This window comes from [Clostridium] colinum, assembly GCF_940677205.1.
GTDB lineage: Bacteria > Bacillota > Clostridia > Lachnospirales > CAG-274 > Tyzzerella > Tyzzerella colina.
Genome location: NZ_OW712331.1, coordinates 1,425,276 through 1,444,186, shown reverse-complemented (window position 1 = coordinate 1,444,186; position 18,911 = coordinate 1,425,276). Strand labels below are relative to the sequence as shown.

At 24.6% G+C, this 18,911-nt stretch carries 25 protein-coding genes; all 25 read left to right on the top strand.

The genetic code is table 11. The annotated features are described in order from the left end of the window. Positions 1-11: 11 nt before the first annotated feature. The 25 genes from NBW53_RS07135 to NBW53_RS07015 all read left to right on the top strand — a co-directional run bounded on the left by NBW53_RS07135 (position 12) and on the right by NBW53_RS07015 (position 18,894). Positions 12-1,100 (top strand): type IV secretory system conjugative DNA transfer family protein, encoded by a 1,089-nt coding sequence (locus NBW53_RS07135; protein ID WP_250277585.1) that lies wholly within the window; start codon positions 12-14, stop codon positions 1,098-1,100. After that, positions 1,101-1,925, top strand: a complete 825-nt coding sequence (locus tag NBW53_RS07130) for a C39 family peptidase (protein ID WP_250277584.1) — start codon at positions 1,101-1,103, stop codon at positions 1,923-1,925. Next, positions 1,922-2,080, top strand: a complete 159-nt coding sequence (locus NBW53_RS07125) for a hypothetical protein (protein WP_250277583.1) — start codon at positions 1,922-1,924, stop codon at positions 2,078-2,080. The genes NBW53_RS07130 and NBW53_RS07125 overlap by 4 nt, the downstream gene beginning before the upstream one ends. Before the next feature lie 22 nt (positions 2,081-2,102). Continuing rightward, positions 2,103-3,116 carry a hypothetical protein gene (locus NBW53_RS07120; RefSeq protein WP_250277582.1) on the top strand — a complete coding sequence of 338 codons (1,014 nt, stop codon included), beginning with the start codon at positions 2,103-2,105 and terminating at the stop codon, positions 3,114-3,116. A 114-nt stretch (positions 3,117-3,230) separates the two neighbouring features. Next, complete coding sequence (locus NBW53_RS07115) at positions 3,231-3,485, top strand: hypothetical protein (protein WP_250277581.1); 255 nt, start codon at positions 3,231-3,233, stop codon at positions 3,483-3,485. A 20-nt stretch (positions 3,486-3,505) separates the two neighbouring features. Beyond that, positions 3,506-3,862: a prepilin peptidase gene (locus NBW53_RS07110; RefSeq protein WP_250277580.1), complete on the top strand. Its 357-nt coding sequence runs from the start codon at positions 3,506-3,508 to the stop codon at positions 3,860-3,862. 22 nt (positions 3,863-3,884) lie between these two features. Further along, positions 3,885-4,673, top strand: coding sequence for a Flp pilus assembly protein CpaB (gene cpaB, locus NBW53_RS07105; RefSeq protein ID WP_250277579.1), 789 nt, complete (start codon positions 3,885-3,887; stop codon positions 4,671-4,673). A gap of 13 nt (positions 4,674-4,686) precedes the next feature. Next, complete coding sequence (locus tag NBW53_RS07100; RefSeq protein ID WP_250277578.1) at positions 4,687-5,493, top strand: ParA family protein; 807 nt, start codon at positions 4,687-4,689, stop codon at positions 5,491-5,493. Next, positions 5,494-6,882 (top strand): CpaF/VirB11 family protein, encoded by a 1,389-nt coding sequence (locus NBW53_RS07095; protein ID WP_250277577.1) that lies wholly within the window; start codon positions 5,494-5,496, stop codon positions 6,880-6,882. Further along, on the top strand, positions 6,883-7,812 hold the full coding sequence (locus NBW53_RS07090; protein WP_250277576.1) for a type II secretion system F family protein: 930 nt from the start codon (positions 6,883-6,885) through the stop codon (positions 7,810-7,812). A gap of 15 nt (positions 7,813-7,827) precedes the next feature. Continuing rightward, positions 7,828-8,676 carry a hypothetical protein gene (locus NBW53_RS07085; RefSeq protein ID WP_250277575.1) on the top strand — a complete coding sequence of 283 codons (849 nt, stop codon included), beginning with the start codon at positions 7,828-7,830 and terminating at the stop codon, positions 8,674-8,676. A gap of 14 nt (positions 8,677-8,690) precedes the next feature. Continuing rightward, positions 8,691-9,095 (top strand): DUF4320 family protein, encoded by a 405-nt coding sequence (locus tag NBW53_RS07080; RefSeq protein WP_250277574.1) that lies wholly within the window; start codon positions 8,691-8,693, stop codon positions 9,093-9,095. Next, the gene (locus NBW53_RS07075; protein ID WP_250277573.1) at positions 9,095-9,652 is read left to right on the top strand and encodes a hypothetical protein; all 558 of its coding nucleotides are present in this window, start codon (positions 9,095-9,097) and stop codon (positions 9,650-9,652) included. The genes NBW53_RS07080 and NBW53_RS07075 overlap by 1 nt, the downstream gene beginning before the upstream one ends. 83 nt (positions 9,653-9,735) lie before the next feature. Then, a complete protein-coding gene (locus NBW53_RS07070; protein ID WP_250277572.1) occupies positions 9,736-9,912 on the top strand; it encodes a hypothetical protein in 177 nt (58 codons plus the stop codon). Positions 9,913-10,166: 254 nt separating this feature from the next. Next, complete coding sequence (locus NBW53_RS07065; RefSeq protein WP_250277571.1) at positions 10,167-10,448, top strand: hypothetical protein; 282 nt, start codon at positions 10,167-10,169, stop codon at positions 10,446-10,448. A gap of 23 nt (positions 10,449-10,471) precedes the next feature. Next, a complete protein-coding gene (locus NBW53_RS07060; protein ID WP_250277570.1) occupies positions 10,472-11,089 on the top strand; it encodes a hypothetical protein in 618 nt (205 codons plus the stop codon). 19 nt (positions 11,090-11,108) lie between these two features. After that, positions 11,109-11,816 (top strand): hypothetical protein, encoded by a 708-nt coding sequence (locus NBW53_RS07055; RefSeq protein ID WP_250277569.1) that lies wholly within the window; start codon positions 11,109-11,111, stop codon positions 11,814-11,816. Between the two features lie 71 nt (positions 11,817-11,887). Then, on the top strand, positions 11,888-13,849 hold the full coding sequence (locus NBW53_RS07050; RefSeq protein WP_250277568.1) for a hypothetical protein: 1,962 nt from the start codon (positions 11,888-11,890) through the stop codon (positions 13,847-13,849). 540 nt (positions 13,850-14,389) lie between these two features. Next, on the top strand, positions 14,390-14,860 hold the full coding sequence (locus NBW53_RS07045; protein WP_250277567.1) for a hypothetical protein: 471 nt from the start codon (positions 14,390-14,392) through the stop codon (positions 14,858-14,860). A 31-nt stretch (positions 14,861-14,891) separates the two neighbouring features. After that, complete coding sequence (locus tag NBW53_RS07040; protein WP_250277566.1) at positions 14,892-15,329, top strand: hypothetical protein; 438 nt, start codon at positions 14,892-14,894, stop codon at positions 15,327-15,329. 188 nt (positions 15,330-15,517) lie between these two features. Continuing rightward, complete coding sequence (locus NBW53_RS07035) at positions 15,518-15,607, top strand: putative holin-like toxin (RefSeq protein ID WP_250277562.1); 90 nt, start codon at positions 15,518-15,520, stop codon at positions 15,605-15,607. A 186-nt stretch (positions 15,608-15,793) separates the two neighbouring features. Further along, the gene (locus tag NBW53_RS07030) at positions 15,794-16,519 is read left to right on the top strand and encodes a hypothetical protein (protein WP_250277565.1); all 726 of its coding nucleotides are present in this window, start codon (positions 15,794-15,796) and stop codon (positions 16,517-16,519) included. A gap of 359 nt (positions 16,520-16,878) precedes the next feature. Beyond that, positions 16,879-17,247: a hypothetical protein gene (locus NBW53_RS07025; RefSeq protein WP_250277564.1), complete on the top strand. Its 369-nt coding sequence runs from the start codon at positions 16,879-16,881 to the stop codon at positions 17,245-17,247. A 660-nt stretch (positions 17,248-17,907) separates the two neighbouring features. Next, on the top strand, positions 17,908-17,997 hold the full coding sequence (locus NBW53_RS07020) for a putative holin-like toxin (RefSeq protein ID WP_250277562.1): 90 nt from the start codon (positions 17,908-17,910) through the stop codon (positions 17,995-17,997). A 186-nt stretch (positions 17,998-18,183) separates the two neighbouring features. Beyond that, positions 18,184-18,894, top strand: a complete 711-nt coding sequence (locus tag NBW53_RS07015) for a hypothetical protein (RefSeq protein ID WP_250277561.1) — start codon at positions 18,184-18,186, stop codon at positions 18,892-18,894. Positions 18,895-18,911 lie beyond the last annotated feature (17 nt).

Below are 18,911 nucleotides of genomic sequence, written 5' to 3'. Positions count from 1 at the left end.
AGAGTGATGAAATGCTTGAGCCGTATGAGTGGAAACGCTCACGTACGGTTCTTAGACGAGAAAGGGCGAGTAATCGCCCCGACTTAGTCGACTACGATGATATTGTTAAAAATTTAGGTGGAGATTGGATAAATTTAGGTGGTAGCAACAAAGGAAATATTAATCCACTTGAGATAAAGCCTATATCTTTAGATAAAGATAATGAAAATCATGCATCTTTAGAAGATGATGAAATAGAATTTGATGGTATAGGTGCATTAGCTTTACATCTACAAAATTTAGAAGTATTTTTTGGCTTGTGTTTGGCAGAAATAACAGAAAGACAAAAAACTATTTTAAATGATAATCTAATAAAACTTTACAATCAGTTTAATATATTTTGGAATACAGATACAAGTAATTTTAACAATGAAGACTTTCCAATTATGTCAAACTTATATGAAATGCTTTTAAATAATAAAGAGCTTGAAACAGATGAGAGAACAATAGAAGATTACAATGATTTGCTTTTATATATAGGTAATTTGATAAATGGACAAGACCAATTTTTATTTAATAAGCATACAAGTTTACATATAGATAGTAAAATAGTATGTTTAGATACACACGACCTTAATAATTCATCTGAAAGAATAAAAAAAGCACAGTATTTTAATATAATAAGTTGGTGTTGGAGACAGATAACAAAAGATAGACATGAGAAAATAATGCTTATATGTGATGAAGCTTATTTACTTATAGACCCTGAAATACCTCAAACACTAATAGGACTTAGAAATATTGCTAAAAGGTGTAGAAAATATGAGGGTAGTTTAGTTGTTATAAGTCAGTCTATAATAGACTTTTTAGACCCACGTATAAAAATGTATGGGCAAGCCTTACTCACTTTACCTTGTTACAAAATATTTTTAGGTAGTGATGGTAAAGACTTGCAAGAAATAGTTGATACATTTGAGCTTAAACAAATACATAAAGATATAATACAGGCAGGTGTACAAGGACGTGGGCTTTTAATAAATGGTAGCAATCATTATATATTTAATATGGAGCTTGCAGACTATGAAGCAAAGTATATATTAGGTGGAAAAGGTGGAAGATAAATGCCTAAAATAGCCTATTTAATAATAAGAGAGTTAATATCAAGATTATTAGATGAAGAAAAGCGACAAAAATTAATAACAGGTTTGATTATAGGTATTGCTATAATTTTTCTTTTTTTGACTTTTATATATTATATAATAACTTCACCTATAAATGTAATTGCTAAAGTAATAGAAGTAGAGCTTGATAGTGATGATAGTGAAATAGTTAGTATTTTAGAAGAATTTAAAAATGAAAATCATATAAAAGATAATGCAATATATGAGGGTAGAGATATACCTTTATTTTTTCAGTTTGATACAAGATGGGCAAATTATTCGTATGCAGGGGATACAATAAAAATATCAGGTTGTGGACCCTCATCATTAGCAATGGTTGTAGTAGGTTTAACAGGAGATACTTCTATAACACCACTTACTATGGCACAATTTAGTACAAGTAGGGGTTGGGCTATTAATGGAATGGGAAGTAGTTGGGAGCTTATGACAACAGGTGCAACATCGTTTGGCTTAAATTCAGAACAAGTATCTACAAGTGCTGAGAGTATAGTACAAAATTTATCACAAGGTAAGGTAATGATAGTATCTACTTGTTATAAAGGATATAATACACCAACAGGAACAAGCACAGGATATTTTACTAATGGTGGACATTTTATTGTATTAACAGGACTTACTGAAGATGGTAAAGTGAAAGTTAATGATAGTTGGAGTGAGAAAAAATCGAATGAGACTTTTACACCTGAATTTATAGCAAATGAAATAAAAGGTGCTTGGGCATATAGTTATGATGATTTAAAAATAGAAGAAAGTGAAGATGTATGAGAAAAATATTAATTTTTATAATTTTAACCTTGTTAAGTATTTTTATTTATTTTAATTTTAAATCTGAAAAAAATATAGAAGTACCTATAAACGAATATAAAACATTTCCACCTAAACAATATTTAGATAAGTTGGAAGATATGAAAGTACAGTAAAAGAGTAAAAAGGGGGAGCAAAATGTTATTATATTTTTCATCAGAAAAAAATGTAGATATTTTTGATAAACAAGCACAAGAATTAGGAATACATATAGATTTAGTACTTGAACGAGATTTTACAGGTTATATAGAATCTAATAAAACTAAACTAAATCATTTAGAATTTTTAGCTATTGATTTAGAAAATATAATTGATGATGAAATTGAGCTGATTAAATCTTTATGTGCTTTTAGACTTTGCAATAGTAGTGTTAACATAATAATAGTTGGGATAGGTAAAGAAAAAGGCGATAGTATACTTGGTAGATTTTTTGCCGAAGGTATTTATAACTTTATAACAAGTAAAGATGAAGAAATTAGAGATTTAGAAATAAAAAGTTGTTTTGAAAAGACAAATAATTATGCTAATACTTTAGGTTATAGAGTTGAAAACTTTGAAATACAAAAAACTACTGATAAAAAAGGATTTTTTAATAATTTTTTAAATAATATAAAAAAGCCTAAAAATGAAAAAGTTTATAAAAAAGATAGTATGGCTAAAGCAAAAAAAGAAAAAACAAAAGGTAATATATCAAAAGCTTTGCAACAACAGACAATAAAAGAACAACATTTGATGGAAGAAAATATTGCTAAAGATTTAAAAGAAAAAGAACAATATTTGAACAGTATGGATTTAAAAGAAGATGAAACAAAAATAACAAGTCTTGTGCAAAAAATAGAAAAAAGTAAGAAATGCAACAATATTTATAAAGACTTTGACAATGAGATAAATAGTATTTTTGAAAATAGTTTTGATAGATTTAAACAAGAAAAACGACGTCTTAAAATGGAAATAGATACATTAAAAGATGACGTTTTTTTATTTTATTATTATCAAAAACCTGTTGGTATTATTTTTGAAAATGTATGTATTGTAGATAGTCTTTATGAAAAAGAAGATATAAAAAAGTTTTTTCTATTAAAAAACATAGAAGTAAATTTTAAAGATAATATTTTAGTTAAAATAAAAGAATTATTACTACAAGCTAATTAAATGTTTGAAAGGGGTGATGCTTATGATTGTAGACTATAAATTTTTTTAAATTAAAATAATAAATTATAAATTAAAAAACAAATCAAAAAAATTAAATTATTGGAGGAAATAATTATGAAAATGGTAACAAAATTTAATGAAAAAATGGTAGCAGGATATATGTTTATTAAGGCTATGTTAATACAAATATTAGGAAAGTTAAAAGAAGAAAACGGTGCAGATGGAACAACAGAAAAGGGTGGTTGGATAGTAGCAGCACTTATATTAGTAGGGCTTGCAATAGTATTTATAAATACTTTTTTCCCAATGTTTTTTGAAAATATAGGTAAAAAACTTATGGAAATGTTTAATATTATTAAATTTAAGTAATGAATATTTTTTTATTTATAATGTTATTAGTAATTGGAATTATTGATACTAAATATAAAATTATACATAACAAATCAAGCCTATTAACATTGTTAATAGGCTTTGTTTTGCAAAGAAAATTATACATAACAGGATTATTTGTAGCATTAATAATATTACTAATATGTGTATTTGTAGACGAAAAATATAAAGGGGGTGGAGATATAAAATTTATAGGAGTTATAGGGCTTTTAAAAGGGTTTAACTTTACTATGGAATTTTATATAATATCCGAAATTTTATGCTTTACTTATAGAAAAATAAAAAGAAAAAATAAAACAGAACAATTAGCCTATGCTCCTTTTATGTTTTTAGCTTTTTTATTGAAAATAATTTAAAAAAATAAGGAGAAAAAATTTTATGAAAGAAAAAATAAATAGACTTATGCACAACAAAATGGCATTAGGTATTTTTTGTATAGTTATATCGTTATTACTATCATTATTTACCATTAATTTTAAAACAAGCTCAAGTGAAACAAAAAATGTTGTAGTAACAACTAAAAAAATTGAAGTTGGAGATAAAATAACAGATGAAATGTTGACATTTAAGAAAATATCAGGAGACACAAGTGGACTTATAACAAACAAAGAAGATATTATTGGTAAATATGCAAAAGTACCTATGGTAGCTAATGATTATGTAACTAACGATAAATTAAATATAGAAGCATTGTATGGCAGTGCTTACTTAGAAAATTTAGGAGACGATGACAGAGCAATATCTGTAAGTATAACGACAAATGCTAAAGGATTAAGTGGTAAGCTAGAAAGTGGAGATATTGTTTCTATAATACTTAGTAATACAGAAAATGAAGAAGGGACAAAAAATACATATATACCTGATGAACTTAAATATGTTGAAGTAATTAGTGTATCAGATACATCAGGTAATGATGTTGGTAGCAATGAAGATGCAGAAAAAATAGGTAGTACTGTTACACTTCTTACAAGAGAAGAACAAAGCTTAATACTTGCAAGGGCAGAAGGATATGAAGATATACATTTTCAATTAGTATATCGTGGAAATGATGAAAGAAAACAACAACTTTTACAAGAACAAAAAAGTATAATTACAAGAGAAATATCTGAAAAAATAACAGAAACAGAAACAAATACTAAAATACAAGAAACAACTAATAATCAATAAAGGAGGTATAAAAATGGCATTAAAAACAAAAAAACCAATTAAGGCAGAAGAAAAAATACAAGAAGATAGAAAAATTAATAATAGTATTGGTGCTAAATCAGTTTTATTTTGGGGTAGTACTGACAGTGGTAAAAGTGTATTATCTACAATATTTGCGAAAAAGCTAGCAAGTGAAAATAAAGATAAAAATGTAGTTTTGTTATATGCAGATGAAATTACACCTATAATGAATTGTTTTTTTCCAACAAACAGTTTTAATACCATTGAAAGTTTAGGAACAATTTTTACTCCTATAAAATTAACAGAAGATTTAATTTTTTCAAATTTAACAACTTTTAAAAAATGTGAAAATTTAGGGATACTTGGATTTAAAAATTGTGAAAACTATGCACAATATCCTGAATGTAGTGAAGATATTGCTAAACAATTAATAACTTTATTAAAAAAAGAATTTGATTATGTAATAATAGATGGTTCAGCAACTTTTATATATAACCAACTTACAAGTGTAGCATTTAACGAAGTTGATGTTTGTTTTAAAGTTTGTACACAAGATTTAAAAAGTGCTAGCTATTTTGGTAGTAATGAAGCTTTTTTAGATACAGTTGATATAAAAATAAATAAACAACTTGTAATACTTAATAAAATAGATGAACGTGGAGTATATGAAGAAGTTTTTAATAAAACTAATAGCTATGATTATAAAATAGATTTTAGTAAAGAATTAAAATCTATTGTAGAGAAAGGTAATTTGATGATTGATGTAAATGATAAAAATTTTAATAATACAATAAATGGTATAATAAAGGAAGTGTTTTAGTTGGAGTTTGAAGAAAAAAGAGATAAACAAAGAATAGATTTTAAAAATAAAAAAGTTTTAGATTATGAAAAAGTTTTAGAAATAACAACAGATTATTTAACACAAAATTTTTCTGATATTATTTTAAATCTTTTTGATGAAGAAAATAAAGAAAATATAAAAAATCAATTACAGAGCAAAATAAAAAAATATTTACAAGACAATTCATTAGCTGTTAAAAATATGAATACAAATGAATTAATTGAAAAAATATATATAGATGCTTTTGAATTTACTTTTTTAAATAAATACATATTTGATGAAAATGTAGAAGAAATAAACTGTAACTCTTGGGATTGTATTTATGTAAACTTTAGTGATGGTAGAATTGTGCAATTAGATGAAAAATTTCAAGATGGAGAGCAAGCATTAAGTGTAGTTAGAAGAATACTAGCTATATCAAATAATAGAGTAAATGACGCAGAACCTATAGCACTTGGAGATATAGGAAAAAATAGAAGAATAACAGTTATGATACCACCTATTGTAGATGATGAAGTTGGTGTTACGTTTAGCTTAAGAAATGTTAATTCGGCTAATATCGATGCAAAAACATTTTTAGAAAAGGGTACAGCAACAGAAGAAATGCTAGACTTTTTAGAGATTATGCTTAAATATGGTGTAAGTGTTTGTATAGCAGGAGGTACAGGTAGTGGGAAAACAACTCTAACAAACTGGTTATTATCTACTATACCTAATAATAAAAGAATATACACTATTGAAAGTGGTTCAAGAGAACTAGACTTAGTTAAGAAAGATGAAAACGGTGAAATAATAAATAATGTCGTATCTACTAAAACAAAAGAAAATAAAAATAAAGAGTTTAGTGTAGACCAAGATAAATTGCTACAAATAGCATTAAGATTTCATCCAGATGTTATATGTGTTGGTGAAATGCGTGATAAGGAAGCCTATACGGCACAAGAAGCTAGTAGAACAGGGCATAATATAATAACAACAGTACATGCAGATAGTGCAGAAGATACTTATGATAGAATACTAACACTTTCCTTAAAGTCTAATAACAATATAAATGATGAAAGATTATTTAAATATATAATAAAAGCATTTCCTATTGTTATTTTTGCAAAACAACTTGAAGATAGTGATAAATCTAGAAAAATAATGGAAATAATGGAAGGATATATTGATAATGATGATAAAATAAGATTTAACACTATATTTAATTTTGAGGTAGAAAAAACAGATATAGATATAGAAAAAAATAAAGTATCTATAATAGGTAATCATAAAAAAATAGGAGGAATTAGTGAAAAGTTAGCTAAAAGACTTAGAAACAATGGTATACCGACTAATGAACTAAGAAAGCTTATAAGGGAGGAAAAATAAATGTTAGAAGGAATTTTAGGACTAGTTATATTTTTTCTTATAACAATAGGGCTTTTTAATATTTTAAATATAAATTTTTTAAGTATTACAAATCAAGGCTTAAATTATTTAATGCAAGATAAAAAAATAAACATTAAAAAACGTGTTAATATATTAAAAGGTAAAAATAAAGAAAATTATGTAATTAGCCAAATAAAAAGAGTTAATTATATATTAGAAATAACAAATAAAAAAAGACAATTACCATTTATTTTCGCCATAGCTTGTTTAAGTGGATTAGTTGGTATAAGTATATGTGTTGCAATAAATAATGTTTATTTAATGCCTGTTTTATCAACAGGTTTATTTTTAGTGCCATTTTTTATAATGGAAACGCAAATGAATTTGTATAAAGAAGAATTAACCTCAGAGCTTGAAACAGTTATGAGTATAATAACTACAAGTTATTTAAGAACAGAAAATATTATTTTAAGTGTTAAAGAAAATTTAGATTTTATAAATCCACCACTGCAACAATATTTTAAAGAATTTTTAATAAATACACAAGTAAATCCAAATACAGAATATGCTTTAAAAATATTACAAAATTCTATTGAAAATAAAATATTTAAGGAATGGTGTGAAGCACTTATAAGTTGTCAGTCAAACCATACATTAAAAACAGTGTTAAATCCAATAGTGGCAAAACTTTCAGATTTACAAGTTGTAAATACAGAATTAGATATGCTTTTTGCAAAGCCTAAAAATGACTTTTTAACAATGGTAGGTATAATAGGCATAGGGCTACCAATGCTTCTTGTAATGAATAAATCTTGGATAGCAGGACTTTTAACAACACAAATAGGTAAAATTGCCTTAGCAATAGGTGTAGGCTTAATTTTCTATGCAATACTTAGTGTTATGAAACTTATTAAACCATTAGAAGATTAAGAAAGGGGGCTTATTATGGAATTATTAGCAGGTGTATTTTTTGGGTATGGACTATACAATATTTTAAAACATATATTTAAAATACCTGATAGTGCCTATGTAAAGCCTTTTAGAAGATTTAAAACTAATACTAAAAGCGAAAGTTTTTTAACAGAATTTAAAGCGAAAATATATTATAAAATATTAGATTTTATAAAAATAGATGAGCTTAAAAGAAAAAAGTTAGAAAAAACACTTTTTCTAGCCAATATAGATAAAAAGCCAGAGGAATATATTGCAGAAGGATTGTCAGAGTTAATATTTTATAGCTTAGTTGGTTTTGTTACTATAATAATAAGTCCAATTATGACACTTATTATTATAGTATATGGTTTTTGGCTTTATAATAAACATAAAAAATATCCATATAATCAAATATCAAAAAACAAAGACCTTATAGATAGTGAGCTTTACAGATTTTCAACAACTATTGAGCAAGAATTACTTATAGATACAAATATAGTAAGAATTTTAGAAGCTTTTAAAAATAGAACAAATCCTGTTTTTAGAAAACACTTAGAACGTTGTTTAACTGAAATGCGTACAAGTAATGAAATATCTGCATTAAAAAAACTAGAAACAAGAATAAATTCTCCTATGTTATCAGATGTATGTAGGGGGCTTATTGCATTATCTCGTGGCGAAAATAACAGAGAATATTTTGCAAGGTTATCAACTTCATTTAAAAGTATGTATATAAACCAAAAAAGAAAAGAAGCAAGTTTGCTACCAGATAAAATTAAAAAGTATGAAACTTATGTTCTTATAAGTCTATGTGTTATTGGTATAACTGCAATGATTATGGGAAGTTTACCTAATTTTTAGAAAGAAGGTGCAAAATGCTAAAAAAAATAAAATCTAAATTAAAAGAGCAAAAAGGAGTAGATAACACTATCGAAATGGGAGTTATTTTAATAATATTATTTATCGTATTGTTTGCTATAATAGGTTTTTGTAATTTGCTTTATATGAACTATAAAGTTGCTCAATTTACAAATGAAACAGTACGTATTGCAGAGCTTTATGGAGAAGTTGGAGATAAATCTTTAGAACAAATAGAAAAATTAAAAAATTCAATAGGAATAGACCCTGTTGTGAAGTTTAGTAAAACTGGAAAAGTAGAATTTATGGAAAGTATAACTTGTACAGTTGAATTGCCTTATAAACTAAAAATACCTTTTTTAGATATAAATATAAAAATAAAAAAAAGTGCTAGTGGAGTTGGTGAAGTATATTGGAAGTGATGAAATTAAAATTTAGGTTAATAAAAAATAAGTTTGCAGAAGAAAAGGGTATAAGCACTACAACAATTGGATTTGGAAAATTATTTTTGATATTATTTATCTTTTATTTGATTTTTACGATGATGAACATAATATTTTTAATAACAAATAGTAGAGAAATAGTACAAAGTGCAACAATAGCAACAGTACAAAGAAATTATGCAAAAGTTTATCATACTTCACGTGAAAGTTATTCAGGTGGGTATCGTCCAAATGGTATAGGTTTTTATGAGAGTTACATAGACGATACTACTAGCTTAATACAATATTTGACTAAAAATGACAAATTAAATTTAGTAGATGCCTATAACTTAAATAAAGTTGGAGCAAATGGAGAAAAATTATATGCTATTAACAATATAAAAGTAAATGTAAATAATGAACCTATACGTAGTGGTACGCAAAAATTTCTTATAACAACAAGATATAACTTTGAATATCCTATTAACTTTTTTGGTAACGAATTTAATGTTGTTGTACCTATTAAAGTATCTGTTAAACATACGGCTAAATATTAAAATAAACATCTTAATATAATAGATGAAATTAATAAAAGGTACACATATATTAAAAATTTAAATTTTAATATTAGATAAAGTAGGTGATAGATATTAGTAACTGTAAAAGAGATGTAAAGATAAAAGTTATAGAAAAGACAAGCTCTGGTGTTAGATTTTTAGATTTAAAAGGTAAGATAATAAAATCTCAAGACCAGTATATTTATATAAAAGGATACGTAATAAATACAGAAAATATAGTAAAATGGGAAGAAATTTGAAAAATATACATAAATATATACTTGACAAATAAATTATATATACGTTATAATAAATTATAACGTATATATAAAATTAAGAAATTTAAAAGTTATAGTAAAGGGAAAAAATAATGTTATTAAGTAATAAGTATAGAAATATAGTATAAATGATGATATAAGAAGTCGTTAATAAAACAAACTTGATAGATTTAATATTATATGGTAGTATTAATATATAAAATATCTAATACTATTATATTATGAAGGAGTTTATTATGGAGAGTATTTTTTCTAAAATAGAAAATTTTTTAAGTAAAAATTTAGATAAAATATTACAATTTATTGATAATACAAGCGAAACAAAATTAATTATTATTTGTGCATTTATCTTAATTTTTACAGGACTTATTATATTTTATTTATTAAATAGAAAAGATAAGACTATTGAGATATTAAATAATAATATAGAAGATAAAGAAGCAATTATCACAAGTTTAAATCTTTGCATTAAAGATTTAAATGATAAACTCTCTAAACAAAGTTTAACTATGTATTAATAGTAAATAAAAGGAGAATTATTATGAATAAATTTTTAATTATTATAGTTATTTTATTAATTATATTTATTTTATTTCTGATACTTAAAAAATTTATTTATTTACCTATAAAGCACGCTATATTAAGATATACTTATGAAAAAGAAAATTTAATATTAATTATAAATAAGAAATATGATTTTATTAAAGAAGATAATATTATAAAAAGGTATCCTTATTTAAAAAATCATATTGAAAGAAATATATACCTTATTAATGAGTGTTTATATAAAAAAGAACTTTTTGTTAATGTTTTCCAACTAAACAAAGAAACTTTTGCTTTTTCTGAAAAAAATATTGAATTCATTAAAAAAGAGATTACAAGTGTTATAGATAATAAAGAACAAGAGCTAATTGAAATATTAGATAATATAGTAGAATTAAATTTACTATTTTTAAAAAATAGAAAACCAATTAAATATTTTAAATTAGTATTAAAAAAATTTGTTTTGATAAAAATTATACCTAAATTAGTAAAATTGCTTAATAAATTTGATAAATTTTTAAGAAAAGAAATTGTAAAAGTTGAAAGTTATAATAAAGACAATATTTATGAGGAACTGAATAAAAATATATTAATTGATAAGTTTTTAATAAAATAAAAAAAGAGAGGTAAAAATTATGAAGAAGAATGAAGGTAAAAGTAAAAAAGGTATTATTATTGGTATATCTGCTTTAGTGTTAGTGCTAGTATGCGGTGGTGGGTATATGGTGCTAAATAATAATGAGAGTAAATTAGTATCTAATAGTACAGAGAAAACAAGTGTTAATAGTGAAAATACAACAAAAGAAGATACAACATTATTTACTGAAACTGAAAAAGATAGTACAGAAAATACTACTAATACAAATGAAGAACAAAGCACAGAAACTACATCATTAGAACAAGATACAACAATAGTTAAAGATGAACAAAACAAAAAAGAAAATAATAATAAACTAGCAGAAAGTAAATCTGTACAAAAAGAAACACAAACTACTACAACTAAAAAAGAAGAAACTACGAAAAAACAAGTAGTAACAGAAAAACAAACAGAAGTTAATACACAAGCAACAACAAAAGCATCTATTAAACAAACAACACAGACAACAACTAGAAAAGTTACAACAACACAAACTACTACAAAAGAACCAAAAACAGAAAGTACAACAAAAGCTCCTGTTAATAACGGTGGTGGAAATAGCAAATCTAAAGATGAAATAACAGATGAAAACTTTTGGGACAAAGCAGAAGAAATACTTGGACCTACAATAGATACAGGTGAAGTAGGTGGTGTAGAACGTTTTGACATGTCAGAGGGTAGTATGGATGTTATAATAGGACAATAATAAATAATATTTATTTAAAGCATTTCATTTTATGAAGTGCTTTTTTATATGTAAATTTAAGGAGGTAAACTATGAAGAAGATTAAAACAATAATAGCTATTATCTTAATTTTTTCTTTTTGTTTTAATAGTGTGAGTATATTTGCAAAGGGAGATACTAATATAGGAAATGGTGGTAACGATGGAGATTATGATAATGGTGGTAGTGGCAGACCTGATACTATATTAGATAATGAGCAAGATGAAGGGGTAAGAGTTACACTTGTTGATGCTAAAACTTATAAACCTGTTACAAGCCCTATGGACTTTGCTAACAATCCTAGACAACCTATACAAAAGTATTTAGGTACAGGGTATAAGTTATACTATAAAGAAAATAAAAAAGTTAATATGTATGATGGAGCAGGTTATAGATGTAAAAAACCTGATATAAAATTACCTAAAATAGTAGGAGGAGATTTACAAACGATAAAAAATTATTTTGGTAGTGAAAAATTTCTAAAGAATTTTTCTAATTTAACAGGTTTTGATTATGAAAAAATGATAAGTGGTAATTATAAACTTATGTTAGAGCCTGTTGGTTATCCTAAAATAGCAGGAAAAGTAACGGCTTGTACTGCAACAGAGTTAGCATTACTTGATGTAAAAATGAACGGATATGTATCTAATAGCTATATTAAAAATTTTAGCCATATGAACCTACCTTTAGCTATGTTTTTAGAACGTGATGAGTTTGGTATTAAAAAATGGACAGGAGCTACTAACACAAAACAAAAAAATGACACAATCATAGCTATGCTTGGTGTAGGTGCAGTTACATTTGTACCAGAAGAGCCTGAAAAACCACCAATAATACCACCTAGCTATGAGTACAGAGCAAATACAGATGTATATACAAGTTTAGAATTAACAGGTATTGACTGTTTGTTATATTATCAAAACAAAGAAATAAAAAATCCTGTTACAGTAACATTTAATATTGATGGTAAAGATTACAAAGCAGATAATGACAATGGTGGTGGTATAGTATTTAAAGGAACAGGTATAGCTTACGTTAAATGGCATACACCTAATACTCCTCAAGATATGGTTATAAAAGCTAAAGTAAGTTATAAAGAAGTTGAGTATAATGAAATAACAGGAAAGCCGTATTTAAAATCTAAAACAGATGAATATGATATAGGTGTAAAAATAGTAGAAATAAAGGAAAAAACACCACCAAATCCAGACGCAGATGATAAAAATAGCAACTTTAAATTTCAAGACCCACAAATAATAGCAAATAATAATATTGAAGGAAGTTGGCTTGAATATGATGTAAATCTAGAAAGTATACCTATCTTTAATAATAAAGGAGAATGGATACGAGATAAAGAAGAGTGGATATGGACAACTTATGAATATAAAGCATATTTAGGTACATTTTTAAATATATATCCTGCCCCTTTATGTAAAACTTATGAATCTCAAAATTATGATTTATATCACAATAGTAAAGCTGGTATACATACTCAACGTTTTTTATATAAATTAAAAAGTGGGTATGGTATAAGACAAAAAATAGAGAGTAAGCTTATTGTTAAAAAGACAACAAAAGTAAAACATCTTGATGGTACATTTGAAGATTATACAGAAGTTGTAGCAAATGTAGGTATAGCACCACAAAATGCTATAAATTATTTTTCAGATTTTTATTTCAAAAATTATTTTAGATTATCAGAAGTAACAGACTTAAGCTCAAATAAATCTATTATGGAATTTAAGAAAAATCCATATTCTACATATCAAAATAGAACACACTTTACACCGATATGGTATCCTGACAATGAATTTTATGTTGTAAACAGTATGGTTTTTGATGCTTGGATACCTTCAGGACAGTTATATATTGGAGCTCATACGACAAACGGTGCAAGTGTTAGTCAAAAAACTGCAGGTAATGCTATATATATAAAAGGTAACTTATGGGATGATTGGTATGTACAACCGTTACCAACATATGGAACAGATCCTAGAGAAATAACTATAAATTAATTTTATATTTTTGATTTAAAGACAAATCTTATGGTTTGTCTTTTTGTTGTTATAGTTAAAATTAAAAAATAAACAGGAAGTCATAGTAATGTTTTTATATGAAAAAAGTTTTAATGAAGCAAAAAATAAATATTATATATTATTGAAATGTAATGTTATAACTTATTAAATATTATTTTGAAAATTATTAAAAAGGGAATTTACATATGCCTTTGATGTGTGGACACCTGTAGGTATCTTATTTATAAATTTATTGTATATGTTGATGGAGATATGTGGTATGATTACCATTATCTGTAAATTAATGATTTTGTAATAGATTTAAAATCTTTGAGTTTTCAATGATTTTTAAAATTAAAATACTTGGCCAAAGAATTAGCCGTATTTTAATTTTAAAAATTTAAGGCAAAAAAAGAAAATAATTTTGTAAATTAATAATGTCTAATGTATAAACCTTGACTTAAATTTTAAAATACTATATTATGTAAGGAGATAAAAATGGTAAAGATAATATTTATATTTTTAGGAGCCATAATAATTATGAAAATTTTAAGTTGGATTAAAAATACTATCAATTTTTCAGAAAATTTTAAAAGAAAATTTGAAGATTTAGAAGAGGATATTCAAAGTTTAACAAATATTTTGAAAGAAAATGGTAGTATTAGAATAGAGCATAAAGAAATAAAAGATTTGATCTCTAAAGATAATAAAGATATAAAAAATCTTTTATCAGAAGAAAGTTTTATAAGAAAGGATATAAATCACATAAAAGATAAAATAAATGAGGAAAGAAATTTAAAACAAAATTTAGCTGGAAAAGAGCTTGATATAAATAAGACTATGGAGCATATACAGTCTATTTATGAAAATCAATTAAAACAAAAAGATAAAATAAATGAATTAGAACTAGAAAATCAGAAATTAAAAAATTATATAAAAGATTTAGAAAAACAAAATTTAAAACTTAAATTAAAATTCAATAGAGAACAAGATTATGACTTGGAATTATAAAGGCAAACTTTTTAGTTTGTCTTTTTATATATTGAAAAAGAAAGGAAAAAAGATGTTTTTATATGAAAAAGATTTAAAATATAAATTTTGGAAGTTTTATAACAATAAAAATAGAGCTAAAAAATATCAATTTGAATGTCCTATAAGGGAAGGAAATGTAGATTTAGTAACTATTGAAAAATATCAAGGTAATTATCAAGTAAATGCATTTGAATTTAAGATAAGTGATATAAAAAAGGTATTGTTACAAGCAGAAACAAATTTAGACTTTGTTAATAGAAGTTGGGTAGTTGTACCAATAGAAAAGAGACAACTTATATTAGAAAAATATAAACATTATTTAGATTCAAAGAAATACATAGGAGTTATAGGTGTACATAGTGAAGGTAAATATGAAATAATATATCAACCTAAATTTAAACAAAATATACTTATTAATCAAACAATATTAAACTTATGTATTTTGTAAATAAATAGCTAAAAAATATGATATATTAATAAATTCAGTAATAAGGTATTTAATAAGATACAATATTCTTAAGCAGACTTAGAAAATGTTGTATAAGTAAAAAATATATGATATAATCTCAAATAGGGTAATGGTTTGGAAATTACGGTTTAGCCTTTCTACATAAGAGTAGAAAGGGGGTTAATAATATGAGTACTTATGAAGTTTTAACACTTATTATAAGTAGTAACATTTTATTAATCACTCTTTTAAATTACATAAATAATAATAAAAAGTAATATAAGAGAAAACCGTAAACTAGCTCCAATAGTCTACGGTTAAATTAAAACAAAACCGAAAGGCTAAACCGTTCTAAACGGTTACCTTACCCTTATATAGATATTATATCTTATATTATTAAGATTGTAAATATATTTTATAAAAGTTTAATTAATATTTTTAATATAAAAAGAGAGGTAAAAATTATGAAGAAGAATGAAGGTAAAAGTAAAAAAAGTATTATTATTGGTATATCTGCTTTAGCATTAGTGCTAGTATGCGGTGGTGGATATATGGTGCTAAATAATAATGAAAGTAAATTAGTATCTAATAGCACAGAACAAACAAGTGTTAATAGTGAAAATACAACAAAAGAAGATACAACATTATTTACTGAAACTGAAAAAGATAGTACAGAAAATACTACTAATACAAATGAAGAACAAAGCACAGAAAATACATCATTAGAACAAGATACAACAATAGTTAAAGATGAACAAAACAAAAAAGAAAATAATAATAAACTAGCAGAAAGTAAATCTGTACAAAAAGAAACACAAACTATTACAACCAAAAAAGAAGAAACTACGAAAAAACAAGTAGTAACAGAAAAACAAACAGAAGTTACTACACAAGCAACAACAAAAGCACCTATTAAAGAAACAACACAGACAACAACTAGAAAAGTTACAACAACACAAACAACAACAAAAGAACCTGTTACAGAAACAACAACAAAAGCTCCTGTTAACAATAGTAATAGTAGTAGTAATAATAACACTATACCTAAAGGACAAAGTGTAGATGAGTTTCTAAAGGCTAATGGTTGGACTGATGAGCAAATACAAAATGGAAGTGGTAGTATTGCTGAAGAATTTGATATGATGAAATATAGTACAGATGGGACTATGGGAAAACAAATAGGACAATAATAACCAATTATATTTAAAGCATTTCATTTTTATGGAGTGCTTTTTTTATGGAAAAAGGAGGATAAAATGAACAACATAGCACAAAAAATAAAGAGATTTATAAAAAAGTGTGAAAAAAGTAATATATTTTTGATTTTTTGTATTATTTTAAGCGTTGCTAAGGATATGTAATAAATACAGAAAATATAGTAAAATGGGAAGAAATTTGAAAAATATACATAAATATATACTTGACAAATAAATTATATATACGTTATAATAAATTATAACGTATATATAAAAATGATAATTTTGCAAGAAAATATACCATTGAAAGTAAATTTTACAAATTTTTCTAAATCAAATTAATGGAGGAAAAAATGAAAATTTTAGAAGGGTATAATAAAAGACAAAAAATAAAATTAGCAAAGTATAAAAATACATCTATTGAAATGTTAAATGAATTGGTAAAAGATGAAGATATAGAAGTAAGAATTGAAGTTTATGGAAGAAAAGATTTTATAAACATTAAAGACCTCATTACTAATTTAAATCAAGAAGAGTATGAAATATTTATGGTTTCAATAAAACGTGAAAAAGAAAAAAATGATTTTGAATATGCCTTAAACATAGTAAATAATACTACAAAAATTGCTATTGTAATATCATCATTAACAGTAAGCGTTTGTATAATATCTAGTATAATACTATTTTCGGCAATTAAGTTGGGTGAAATATTAAATGTGTAAGAAAAGAATTATTTATAATATAATAGATATAATTTTAGGTATTATTTTTATATATTTCATATTTAAGGAGAAAATAAGTATATCTTTATTTATATTTATAATACAATATTTATATAACAATTTTTATTCCTATAAAACTTTATATAAGTATAAGAAACAGAAAAATATTTATTGAAAATTAGATAAGGAGTTTATAAGGGAGAGCTACTATTATAGTATTATTTTAATTTAAACATAATGATAGAAATTAAGATGATTATTACTATTGAAATAGAGAAAGCAAAAAAAATATATAACTTTATTCTATTTTTAATTTGTTCTTCACTATAGTAAATATTATCATTATTATAATAAAAATTAAGTGCTTTTTTAGCAAATATAAAAAATATAATTATTGGGATAAGTACTCTTCCAAATTTAAGAATATCGTAAATCATATTAATGAATGGTAAAAATAGGTTATCCATATAAAATCAACTCCTTTAATTTTAAAGCTCCCCTTTAAAATTTTAACATAAGTTTACCAAAAGATAAAATAATTTATAAAGAAATAGAAAATGTTGTATAAGTAAAAAATATATGATATAATCTCAAATAGGGTAATGGTTTGGAAATTACGGTTTAGCCTTTCTACATAAGAGTAGAAAGGGGGTTGATAATATGAGTACTTATGAAGTTTTAACACTTATTATAAGTAGTAACATTTTATTAATCACTCTTTTAAATTACATAAATAATAATAAAAAGTAATATAAAAGAAAACCGTAAACTAACGCCAATAGTCTACGGTTAATAAAACAATTAACTTACAGGCTAAACCGTTCTAAACGGTTACCTTACCCTTATATAGATATTATATCTTATATTATTAAGATTGTAAATATATTTTATAAAAGTTTAATTAATATTTTTAATATAAAAAGAGAGGTAAAAATTATGAAGAAGAATGAAGGTAAAAGTAAAAAAGGTATTATTATTGGTATATCTGCTTTAGCGTTAGTGCTAGTATGCGGTGGTGGATATATGGTGTTAAATAATAATGAGAGTAAATTAGTATCTAATAGTACAGAGAAAACAAGTGTTAATAGTGAAAATACAACAAAAGAAGATACAACATTATTTACTGAAACTGAAAAAGATAGTACAGAAAATACTACTAATACAAATGAAGAACAAAGCACAGAAACTACATCATTAGAACAAGATACAACAATAGTTAAAGATGAACAAAACAAAAAAGAAAATAATGATAAATTAGCAGAAACTACATCTGTAAAAAAAGAAACACAAATTACTACAACTAAAAAAGAAGAAACTACGAAAAAACAAGTAGTAACAGAAAAACAAACAGAAGTTACTACACAAGCAACAACAAAAGCACCTATTAAAGAAACAACACAAACAACAACTAAAAAAGTTACAACAACACAAACTACTACAAAAGAACCAAAAACAGAAAGTACAACAAAAGCTCCTGTTAACAATAGTAATAGTAGTAGTAATAATAACACTATACCTAAAGAACAAAGTGTAGATGAGTTATTAAAAGCTAATGGTTGGACTGATGAACAGATAGCAGGTAGTGAGAGTGGTGGTGTAGTAGAAGAAGCTCATTATAAGTTATCAGGCATACAAATAGGACAATAATAACCAATTATATTTAA

Coding starts and splice junctions, on each gene's coding strand:
- NBW53_RS07090 (WP_250277576.1), top strand. CDS start 6,883: ATGTTAGAAGGAATTTTAGGACTAGTTATATTTTTTCTTATAACAATA.
- NBW53_RS07065 (WP_250277571.1), top strand. CDS start 10,167: ATGGAGAGTATTTTTTCTAAAATAGAAAATTTTTTAAGTAAAAATTTA.
- NBW53_RS07055 (WP_250277569.1), top strand. CDS start 11,109: ATGAAGAAGAATGAAGGTAAAAGTAAAAAAGGTATTATTATTGGTATA.
- NBW53_RS07135 (WP_250277585.1), top strand. CDS start 12: ATGCTTGAGCCGTATGAGTGGAAACGCTCACGTACGGTTCTTAGACGA.
- NBW53_RS07120 (WP_250277582.1), top strand. CDS start 2,103: ATGTTATTATATTTTTCATCAGAAAAAAATGTAGATATTTTTGATAAA.
- NBW53_RS07045 (WP_250277567.1), top strand. CDS start 14,390: ATGAAAATTTTAAGTTGGATTAAAAATACTATCAATTTTTCAGAAAAT.
- NBW53_RS07075 (WP_250277573.1), top strand. CDS start 9,095: ATGAAATTAAAATTTAGGTTAATAAAAAATAAGTTTGCAGAAGAAAAG.
- NBW53_RS07050 (WP_250277568.1), top strand. CDS start 11,888: ATGAAGAAGATTAAAACAATAATAGCTATTATCTTAATTTTTTCTTTT.
- NBW53_RS07060 (WP_250277570.1), top strand. CDS start 10,472: ATGAATAAATTTTTAATTATTATAGTTATTTTATTAATTATATTTATT.
- NBW53_RS07125 (WP_250277583.1), top strand. CDS start 1,922: ATGAGAAAAATATTAATTTTTATAATTTTAACCTTGTTAAGTATTTTT.
- NBW53_RS07085 (WP_250277575.1), top strand. CDS start 7,828: ATGGAATTATTAGCAGGTGTATTTTTTGGGTATGGACTATACAATATT.
- NBW53_RS07080 (WP_250277574.1), top strand. CDS start 8,691: ATGCTAAAAAAAATAAAATCTAAATTAAAAGAGCAAAAAGGAGTAGAT.
- NBW53_RS07035 (WP_250277562.1), top strand. CDS start 15,518: ATGAGTACTTATGAAGTTTTAACACTTATTATAAGTAGTAACATTTTA.
- NBW53_RS07020 (WP_250277562.1), top strand. CDS start 17,908: ATGAGTACTTATGAAGTTTTAACACTTATTATAAGTAGTAACATTTTA.
- NBW53_RS07130 (WP_250277584.1), top strand. CDS start 1,101: ATGCCTAAAATAGCCTATTTAATAATAAGAGAGTTAATATCAAGATTA.
- NBW53_RS07115 (WP_250277581.1), top strand. CDS start 3,231: ATGAAAATGGTAACAAAATTTAATGAAAAAATGGTAGCAGGATATATG.
- NBW53_RS07015 (WP_250277561.1), top strand. CDS start 18,184: ATGAAGAAGAATGAAGGTAAAAGTAAAAAAGGTATTATTATTGGTATA.
- NBW53_RS07110 (WP_250277580.1), top strand. CDS start 3,506: ATGTTATTAGTAATTGGAATTATTGATACTAAATATAAAATTATACAT.
- cpaB (WP_250277579.1), top strand. CDS start 3,885: ATGAAAGAAAAAATAAATAGACTTATGCACAACAAAATGGCATTAGGT.
- NBW53_RS07030 (WP_250277565.1), top strand. CDS start 15,794: ATGAAGAAGAATGAAGGTAAAAGTAAAAAAAGTATTATTATTGGTATA.
- NBW53_RS07100 (WP_250277578.1), top strand. CDS start 4,687: ATGGCATTAAAAACAAAAAAACCAATTAAGGCAGAAGAAAAAATACAA.
- NBW53_RS07025 (WP_250277564.1), top strand. CDS start 16,879: ATGAAAATTTTAGAAGGGTATAATAAAAGACAAAAAATAAAATTAGCA.